The sequence below is a fragment of the Arthrobacter sp. zg-Y179 genome (genome assembly GCF_020907345.1).
GTDB classification, from domain to species: Bacteria; Actinomycetota; Actinomycetes; order Actinomycetales; family Micrococcaceae; genus Arthrobacter_B; species Arthrobacter_B jinronghuae.
The window spans coordinates 1-4,882 of record NZ_JAJJOB010000015.1 but is presented as its reverse complement, the minus strand read 5'-3'; the positions used below and the strand labels follow the sequence as shown (position 1 = coordinate 4,882).

General features: G+C 61.9%; 2 protein-coding genes and 1 rRNA gene. All 3 read left to right on the top strand.

What is annotated here, in order from left to right:
* Positions 1 to 244 precede the first annotated feature (244 nt).
* The 3 genes from rrf to LOC56_RS16035 all read left to right on the top strand — a co-directional run bounded on the left by rrf (position 245) and on the right by LOC56_RS16035 (position 4,374).
* Positions 245 to 361, top strand: a 5S ribosomal RNA gene (gene rrf / locus LOC56_RS16045).
* Between the two features lie 310 nt (positions 362 to 671).
* On the top strand, positions 672 to 2,369 hold the full coding sequence (locus LOC56_RS16040) for a thioester domain-containing protein (protein ID WP_229953283.1): 1,698 nt from the start codon (positions 672 to 674) through the stop codon (positions 2,367 to 2,369).
* 313 nt (positions 2,370 to 2,682) lie between these two features.
* Positions 2,683 to 4,374, top strand: a complete 1,692-nt coding sequence (locus tag LOC56_RS16035) for a thioester domain-containing protein (RefSeq protein ID WP_229953282.1) — start codon at positions 2,683 to 2,685, stop codon at positions 4,372 to 4,374.
* Positions 4,375 to 4,882 lie beyond the last annotated feature (508 nt).

Below are 4,882 nucleotides of genomic sequence, written 5' to 3'. Positions count from 1 at the left end.
CTTCAAACGGTCCGTCAAAGTATAAAGGGTGTTGTTAGATCATGCTGCTTGCGTCCACTATGTGGTTCCCGGACAACAACCGTTGGTTGTTGCGCCTGGAACACGAATTCCGTCTCCTTGTCCAGGGGGCGGGTTCACCAATATTTACCGCACTGCCGGCACCCCCTTCTTACGGAGGTGGTTCCGGGACGTGTTGTAACCATTGTTTTCCCCTCCCACCCTTGGTGGGTGCGGGTAGAAGGGTTACGGCGGTCATAGCGTGGGGGAAACGCCCGGTCCCATTCCGAACCCGGAAGCTAAGACCCACAGCGCCGATGGTACTGCATCCGGGAGGATGTGGGAGAGTAGGTCACCGCCGGACAATATTTGAAGAGGTTGAGCCCGTACCAGTGTTGGTACGGGCTCTCCTTGTTTAACCCCCGCGTTTAACCAGGGAATGTCAATAAGAAATTTGGTCCCTGCCCGGCTTTCTATGAATATGGCGGTTTCGCCTACCTCCGGCCTCGGTTTCCACATACTGTGCCCAGCACAGGCCGAACTGGTTTCGGCATGGTCACTCGCGAGTCATCCCCAGGGATAGAAGCAGGAAGACCCCTATGAGCCATTACTTTCCTTCCGGTCCGCGGCGTCGGCGGGGGCACGAGCGCCGGCTACGCAGGTCTCTTTTAGGCATGGCGGCCGCTGCAGCGCTGCTGCTGGCACCGTTCGCGGCACCCGCGAATGCCTCGTGGACAGAGCCGGACCCGAATGAGCCGGCGCCGGTAGCCGGCACCAATGCGGAAGTTGTGACTACCGATCTCGGGCCCGCTCAAAGGGTGCAGGCGTTCGTGGCTGACAATCCCATCCCGCCGGATCCATTGGCACCGTATCCGGAGGGGAACCCAGTGGGAGTGCCGGTGACCGGCCGGTTCGCGGGCATCATTCTGACTGAGGATGCCGGTGGCGGGATCGGGCAGATGTACTGCATCGACACAGCGGTGGAGACCATGGTCGGCATCGGCTACGTTCAGGGGGCCTGGGACGAATCCAACGTAGCCAACATCGGCTACGTAAATTACATCTTGAACAACTACTATCCTGCGAATCCCGCAGCGCCGGCGGGCTTAACCGCCAATCAGCAGGCTGCGGCGGTGCAGGGTGCGATCTGGTACTTCACCGACGGATACCTGGTCAATACTGCGGAGACGGTCATCAGGCCCGCGGTTGAGGCGATCGTCGCCGACGCACAGGCCAACGGGCCACTGGTGGAACCGCCCCCGCCGAACGTCACCGTTACCCCACCGGTTGCTGCGGGTCCGGCGGGAGGCGTGGCGGGCCCGTTCACGGTCGCGGCGGAAGGAGCCATGGAGGTTACGGTGTCCGTGCCGACCGGATACACCATGTTTGCCGACGCTGCGGGGGCCGTTCCTATCCCCAGCGGGAGCGTAGTCGCTTCGGGCACACAGGTCTGGGTGGGCGGTCCGCCGGCATCAACGGTTCCGGGAGTCCTTAGCGCACGCGCTGCCGTCAACGTCCAGACCGGCAACGTCTACCTCTACGACCAGGGTGATCCCCTGTTGGATAATGCGCAGCCCCTCATCCTCGCCGCGAGCACGGTGTTGGAAGCCACTGCCGGGGCGACCGCGGAGTTCTTCGTGCCGGGCGATCTGCTGGTGAACAAAACCTTTGCAGGGGAAGCCGCAGGCAGCCAAGGCGCGATTGCGCTCACTGTCGATTGTGGAACGGTGGGGATGTTTAGCTTTGAAATCCCCGCAGGAACGGCAGCGCCGGTCAGTGAAACGATCGTTGATCTTCCGGTGGGAACGGTGTGCTCTGTTACCGAACCGGTCACGGGATCCACTGCCGAGGTGACGGTGACGCCGACCGTCTCGGATCCGGTGACGATCACCGAGGGGGAGAATGTCCTCGCCGTGACCAACACGGTGGAATTCAACCCGGGCAACCTGGTCGTGGCGAAAACCATCAGCGGCTCCGGAGCGGGCCTGCAGGACGATATCGTGCTTCACATCCAATGCGGCGATGGAATTATTGATGAGATTTTCCTTATCCCTGAGGGAACCACTGCCGACACCTTCACCCAGCTGTACGAAGGTATTCCGGCGGGCGTGCTGTGCCGGGTTTCCGAGCCAACATCCGGGGCTAACGAAGATGTCACTGTGGAATCGACCGGCACAGCTGAAGTAACCATCCTGCCCGGCCAGTCCCAAACCTTCGAGGTGGTCAATGAGTACGCACCTGTGCCGGTTACCGAACGGCTACCGCGCACCGGGGCCGACGGCGCCACGGGGCTGGGCGCCGTGGCCGCCGCTGCAGTACTCGCCGGATCATTGTTGGTCCTGGGATCAACGCGCCGGCGCCACAACACCTAAGGTTTGACCAGCGGCGCTTTGATACTGGAGCCGGGCCCCTCAAGGGCCCGACTCCAGCGCTGCCGACGGAAAGACGCCAAGACCTTTACTGTTGTTTGGTCCTGCCCGGTTTTCTACGAATACGGCGGTTTCGCCTACCTCCGGCCTCGGTTTCCACATACTGTGCCCAGCACAGGCCGAACTGGTTTCGGCATGGTCACTCGCGAGTCATCCCCAGGGATAGAAGCAGGAGACCCCTATGAGCCATTACATTCCTTCCGGCCTGCGGCGTCGGTCGGGGCACGAGAGCCGGCTAAGCAGGTCACTTTTAGGCATGGCGGCCGCTGCAGCGCTGCTTCTGGCACCGTTCGCTACGCCCGCGAATGCCCGGGTCACGGATCCGGACCCCAATGAGCCGGCACCCGTCGCCAGCGCAAACGCGGATCTCGTTTTTACCAGTCGAGGCGAAGGCCAAAGTATTCAGGGTTTCCTGGCCAACGATCCCACCCCGCCGGATCTCACGCTGCCTTATCCCGAAGGCAACCCGGTGGGAGTCCCTGCCGCCGGCGGGTACACCGGCGTCCTTAACACTCAGGACGCCGATGGCCGGCTCGGCCGGATGTATTGCATCAACGTCGCGATAGGCACCACCCTCGGCGTCGGCTACGTGAACGCGCCCTGGGAGGAAGCCGACGTAGCCAACCTTGGCTACGTAAATTACATCTTGAACAACTACTATCCTGCGAATCCCGCAGCCCCTGCGGGCTTAACAGTAAACCAGCAGGCTGCGGCGGTGCAGGCCGCGATCTGGTACATAACCGACGGATACCTGGTCAATACTACGGAGACGGTCATCAGGCCCGCGGTCGCGGCGATCGTCGAAGACGCCCGGATCAACGGGCCCCTGCCGGAACCGCCCCCGCCGAACATTACCGTGACCCCACCGGTTGCTGCGGGCCCGACGGGAGGAGTGGCGGGCCCGTTCACGGTCGCAGCGCAAGGACCAGGGGCGATTACGGTTTCCGTGCCGACCGGATACACCATGTTTGCCGATGCTGCGGGGACCGTCCCTATCCCCAGCGGGAGCACAGTCCCTTCGGGGACCCAGGTCTGGGTGGGTGGCCCGCCGGCATCAACCGTTCCGGGAGTCCTCAGCGCACGCGCTGCCGTCACCGTCCAGACCGGCAACGTCTATCTCTACGACCAGGCTGATCCACTGGTGGAAAAGCAGCCCATCATCCTCGCCACGACCACAGTGTTGAATGCCGCAGTCCAGGCGACGGCGGAGTTCTTCGTGCCGGGAGACCTCGTGGTGAACAAAACGTTTGCCGGCGGAGGAGTCGGTAGTCAGGGTGCCATCACCCTGACCGTGGGCTGCGGGCCGGCGGGCGCCTTTGTTTTCGAGATTCCTGCCGGGACAGCTGCGCCGGTGAGCAATACCGTGGCAGACCTGCCGGTGGGAACGGTGTGCGCGGTGACGGAAGAGGTCACCGGATCCACCGTTGAGGTAACGGTGACACCCGTCCTCCCGGAGCCGGTGACGATCGTCGAAGGCGGAAACGTCCTGGAGGTCACAAATACTGTGGAATTCAACCCGGGCAGCCTGGTCGTGGCGAAAACCATCACAGGGTCCGGAGCCGGACTGCAGGACGACGTCGTGCTTCACATCCAGTGCGGTGACGGACTGATCGACGAGATCTTCGTTATCCCCGAGGGGACTTCGGCGGATACCTTTACCCAGCGGTACGACGGCATCCCGGCGGGAACAGTGTGCCAGGTTACGGAGCCGGCATCCGGCGCCAATGAGGACGTGACCGTGGAATCGTCAGGTAGGGCGGAGGTAACCATCCTGCCGGGGCAGGTGGTGACGGCCGGGGTGGTCAATGAATATGCGCCGGTGCCGGTTACCGAACGGCTTCCGCGGACCGGGGCGGAAGGCGCCACGCCTATGGTCATGGCAGCAGGGGGTGCCGTACTGGCAGGATCACTGTTGGTCCTGGGCTCCTTCCGGAGACGCAGCAGTTAGTCCAGGGCTTCCCTTACTGAGAGGCTGACGGACAGCCGGAGCCGGCGCCCGATAGGGGGCCGGCTCCAGCTATGCCGGGCGATTTGCGGCAACGGGTAAACATGTGTAAAGTTTTAGAAGTCGCCGCGGCCGGGACGCTGGAAAAGCGCCCGAGCATGGCGGCCAAACCCCAACAAAAAACAGAGTCCAACCAGTGCGTGCCCTTCGCGGGGCCGGTGGGAAAGACTCCGGTTGTTGATGGGTCCGGGACGGCGGAAACGCTTTCCTGTAAAACATTGCAGCGAAGAAGAAAAGGAAAACATTGTTTTCCCGAGTATATTCGGATTGCGTCTGTTGTTTGAGAACTCAATAGTGTGCCAAGTTTATTGATACCAATTTATTTTGATTGGTTGAACAGGCCGTTCCGCCCACCCCGTGGGTATGGGACGGTTTTTTTAGCCGGTTTCGAATTTAGTGCAGTGCGGACGACCAATTTTCCTTGGTCCCCGGACTGTGTCTGTAACACATT

Coding starts and splice junctions, on each gene's coding strand:
- LOC56_RS16040 (WP_229953283.1), top strand. CDS start 672: ATGGCGGCCGCTGCAGCGCTGCTGCTGGCACCGTTCGCGGCACCCGCG.
- LOC56_RS16035 (WP_229953282.1), top strand. CDS start 2,683: ATGGCGGCCGCTGCAGCGCTGCTTCTGGCACCGTTCGCTACGCCCGCG.